General features: G+C 49.2%; 5 protein-coding genes. 2 read left to right on the forward strand and 3 right to left on the reverse strand.

Translation table 11 applies throughout. The features are described from left to right. A partial coding sequence (locus OI69_RS17425) for a type IV secretory system conjugative DNA transfer family protein (protein ID WP_039353439.1) occupies positions 1 to 905 on the forward strand: 905 nt, incomplete at its 5' end. Between the two features lie 8 nt (positions 906 to 913). Then, positions 914 to 1,666, forward strand: a complete 753-nt coding sequence (gene mobC, locus OI69_RS17430) for a MobC family replication-relaxation protein (RefSeq protein WP_039353426.1) — start codon at positions 914 to 916, stop codon at positions 1,664 to 1,666. Positions 1,667 to 1,699: 33 nt separating this feature from the next. Here the strand turns inward: mobC and OI69_RS17435 are convergent, their stop codons facing one another. From OI69_RS17435 to OI69_RS17445, 3 genes are all read right to left on the reverse strand, one after another. Continuing rightward, complete coding sequence (locus tag OI69_RS17435) at positions 1,700 to 2,014, reverse strand: CcdB family protein (RefSeq protein WP_039353430.1); 315 nt, start codon at positions 2,012 to 2,014, stop codon at positions 1,700 to 1,702. A gap of 2 nt (positions 2,015 to 2,016) precedes the next feature. Beyond that, positions 2,017 to 2,253 carry a type II toxin-antitoxin system CcdA family antitoxin gene (locus tag OI69_RS17440; protein WP_039353433.1) on the reverse strand — a complete coding sequence of 79 codons (237 nt, stop codon included), beginning with the start codon at positions 2,251 to 2,253 and terminating at the stop codon, positions 2,017 to 2,019. 320 nt (positions 2,254 to 2,573) lie between these two features. Then, positions 2,574 to 3,518 (reverse strand): ArdC family protein, encoded by a 945-nt coding sequence (locus OI69_RS17445; protein WP_039353436.1) that lies wholly within the window; start codon positions 3,516 to 3,518, stop codon positions 2,574 to 2,576. Positions 3,519 to 3,780: the final 262 nt, after the last annotated feature.

The following is a 3,780-nucleotide window of genomic DNA, read 5'->3' on the forward strand; positions in this document are numbered from 1 at the left end:
ATTTACTATGCCACTACAAAGGTGCTGACTTTTATCGTATTGCCGACCGTCGTGCAGCCAGAAATACGGCAGCTATTTATGAAAAGGAAATGACGTTACGCGACTTATTTAACACTGACTTTGTGAAATCCCTCAGTGAAGATGTGCCTGCTTTTTATGGCGAGCTTGAGGAAATCGCTTTAGTGAACTCCATTAATGCCAATAAGGGATTTTCCTTAAAGACCATTTTTGATGAAGGCGGATGCTGCTACATCATCGGCTCGATGCGTAACCAGAAAATCATATCGGCTCAGCGCATGATTTTAACTCGCTTGATTCAGATAGCCGAAACGCGTGATCGAATAAAAGGCAAACCTCGTCCTGTCGCTATTTTTCTTGATGAACTTAAATATCACCTGTCCCGCCCTGCGCTTGAGGGGCTTGGCGCTGCGAGGGACAAAGGTGTGCATATAATAATGGCCCACCAGTCGGTAAAAGATTTATATGACTGTCCGGCAGATCTGGAGGGTGATGCCGTTGCTGGTTCGGTGATTGAGAATTGCAAGTTTATGCTGGTTTATCGCCTTCGCGATCCGGACACCGCCGACTGGGTCGCCAGAATGACAGGCTCTATACTGGTTGACGATGAAATGAGGAAAGTGAAAACGGATATATCCCTGACGGAGAAAATGGATACTGACAGGATGATCCGCCAGGCTGAACGATATTATATAGACAGCAACATGTTGCTTAACCTCCCCAAATTTGTTGGTTTTGTTTTTACCCAGAACGATCTGGCGAAGGCAACCAAACTATTCCACATACCAGTGAAGAAGCAATATATCGACCTGTTTTCATTTGAGAATAAAAACCCTCCGCATACCAAAAAAGAAAATCAGATTCACAAACCCTCCGTTAACCTGTGAGGCTATCAATGCTTATTCATAACGTTACTGAAAGAAATGAAGCCGCAAAACGGAGAATGCAGGCATTGCTGTATTTTCTCAAGGAAGAAACGTTCTCTGATTTGCGGACCTTAAAAAAAGTTGTCGGCTATAAAGGAAAACATAACCATGCGATGTATAAACTGCTCAATAAAGCGGTTGCGATGGGCCTCCTGATTAAACACGAATATCCGGTATTGACCGGGAAAAAATCATTGTGGGGGCTCAGCATGCAGGGACTGGCGATGGTGGTTAGCGCTGATGACAAGATTTTCCCCGCCTATTTTGAACCGGGAAAACTCAAACACTCGACGCTGGAACATCGACTGTTAAATCAGCGGGTCAGGATCTCCCTTGAGGAAAAAGGCGGTACAGGCTGGCTTAACGGCGATCGGAGAGAGTTTATGTCGCGATACCCGGGCTTCCGACACCGACCGGACGGCATTATTACCTTAAGCAGCGGTGCCATCGTTGCAGTGGAAACAGAGCGGTCGATGAAAACCCGCGCCCGTTACATCAGCATCATTAACAGTCATCTCGCAGCCAGCGACGCCGGACGCTGGCACTATGCGATGTATGTTATGCAGAACAACAAAACCAAAATCGCGCTCATCAGGCTGTTTGACAGTATCAGGACGGTGGTAAGGAACAACGTTCCCGTCCCGTTTGATGCAAAGAACCGAGAAATGTTTCTCTTCCGCACGATAGACGAACTTGAACAGGCTCCCGTCAGCCACGATTAAAGGCATGCCTGTTTAACCGCATAGAAAGAAACGTCAGAACCCGTCGATGAGGAAGTCTATTGCCGCCTTTACCTGAGTACGGTACTGCGATGCATCACAAAACACCGCACCCAGTGCCTGGACAGGGATACTTGCCAGCTCGTGGGTCATTACGGCGTATTCTTTGCCGTCCGTCAGCCTGACGACGGGGACAAGGCGCTCCGGTCGGCGGCCTGCCGGATACTTTTCAATAGGGAGCAATGGGATCACTATCCGACGATTCAATTGCCCAATAATATCGCTCGTGACATCGAGCAACAACGGGTAAACGACGCTTTTCCCGGTATTACCGTATACGGTGAATTGCATGGTTAAAACGTCCTGTATTCATCGCTGAAACAACCCTGCTCATCATGAAAACGATTGAGTGCTGCGAGAGCCTCCCTGTTTTCTTCCTGCCATTTTTTCGCTTCATGACGACGAAGCTCCGCATCCAATGCGGTTGACAGAGTAGCACTCAGGTTAATACCCGCCTGACGCGCTCTTACCAGTAAGGCACGCTCCACTGTCATGGTCACGCTCTGCGTGTTGCGTTGTTTCGCGGTCATGGTTTCTCTCCTGCATGAAATACGTGTGTATCACACGGAACAATACACTTATCATAACACCAAAAACAGGCCCTGCTACCATTGCAGTCCTGCAAACTTCACAGTCAGCCGCCATACCTGAGCCGTCGTTTACAGCAATCGCCGATGTACAAATGCCGTTTACGGGATGCGCGGGCTCTTTGCCGCCCGCACCCGCAGCCTGCGAATTTCCCGGGCATCAAATGCCCGGGAAATTCGCAGGGAAATTTAAACATCTGTCACCTTCCCTGCCCCGATATAAGGTTAAAGCCGCATTCCTTTGCAGCTTTTTATTCTTCAACTCAAATCTTATCCATCAAATAACGATGCGCTTTTGAGGCGGCGCTGGCCGCTTTGAAAACATAGCGCTTATCGTTTTTCAGTGCTTTCAGCCAGGAAGCAATATAGCTTTCGTGCTGAACCTCTCCGGCAATCCCCAAATCCGCCATCAGAAAAGCACTTCCCAGCTCCGCCACTAATTCCTCCTCCGCATAATCTGCACTGCCAAATTTCCCTTTCATTTCACGGTTAAGCCGTTTTTTACCACCACTCCAGTGAACCAGCTCGTGTAGGCCAGTAGCATAGAAATTAGCTGCATCTGAAAACAGATGGCGCTCTGGTAGCCAGACTTCATCGGTTGAGGGTCTGAAAAAGGCGTTTTGTCCTTTCTCAATGATGTTTGCGCCGCTCTTCTGGAACAGATTTTCAGCCTCCGGCAACGGGTCAAAGGTTGTTTCTGGGCTGACTGTTTCAGTTATAAGCGGAAGGCCATCAATTTGTTCAACATTGAACACATTGAAGGTTTTCAGCATCGGGATCTGGTCGATGTCACCGTCTTCGTTTTCTTTCTCCAAGGTTGTATAGAAAATGGCTGTCGTGCCGTGCTCGCCTTTGCGAACCTGCCCACCTACTGCCTGTGCTTGTTTGTAGGTCATCCAGCGTGAATCACCGAAGCCCTGTTCTGATGCACTGCACCACAGCAGCATGATATTCATTCCGCTATACGCGATACCGGTTGCGAAGTTGGAAGGCAATCCAGACATGCCCGGTACTCGTTGCCACGGACAAGACCACGGTTTTACACCAGCTTCAAGCGCTGCAATAATGTTGTCGGTGACGGTCTGATAAATATCTGTTCTGGTTTGAGAAAATTTCGTTTTCGAGGAGCCTGACTGCTCCAGCGGGGATACGCTGGTCGCCGCTGCGGTGTTAGGGGCGCTAGTCTGGGTATGCGGGGAAGTCGTCATGTTTTTTCTCCGTCAGTGGTGTGAATTTCGTCTTCGTATCGCCTGACGGTTCGCTTTCCCGGCATCGTTCCGGCCAGCAAGGGCGCAGATGCGTGCCATTTACCCTTGCGGGACGGGTTGTGTTGGGACACGATTAACCGGAAGCTGATACGGAGAACGGAAAGCACACGGGAGAAAAAACTGACCCTGCATAGGCAGGCGTAGCGCCCATTAGGCCGCAGCGGTGAAATGGGTTTGGGTTTGGGTTTGGGGTTTGGGGTTT

It is taken from the genome of Pectobacterium fontis (genome assembly GCF_000803215.1).
Lineage (GTDB): Bacteria > Pseudomonadota > Gammaproteobacteria > Enterobacterales > Enterobacteriaceae > Pectobacterium > Pectobacterium fontis.

Bases quoted from the DNA above. Each gene is read 5' to 3' on its own strand.
- OI69_RS17440 (WP_039353433.1), bottom strand. From the start codon at position 2,253: ATGACCGCGAAACAACGCAACACGCAGAGCGTGACCATGACAGTGGAG.
- OI69_RS17445 (WP_039353436.1), bottom strand. From the start codon at position 3,518: ATGACGACTTCCCCGCATACCCAGACTAGCGCCCCTAACACCGCAGCG.
- mobC (WP_039353426.1), top strand. From the start codon at position 914: ATGCTTATTCATAACGTTACTGAAAGAAATGAAGCCGCAAAACGGAGA.
- OI69_RS17435 (WP_039353430.1), bottom strand. From the start codon at position 2,014: ATGCAATTCACCGTATACGGTAATACCGGGAAAAGCGTCGTTTACCCG.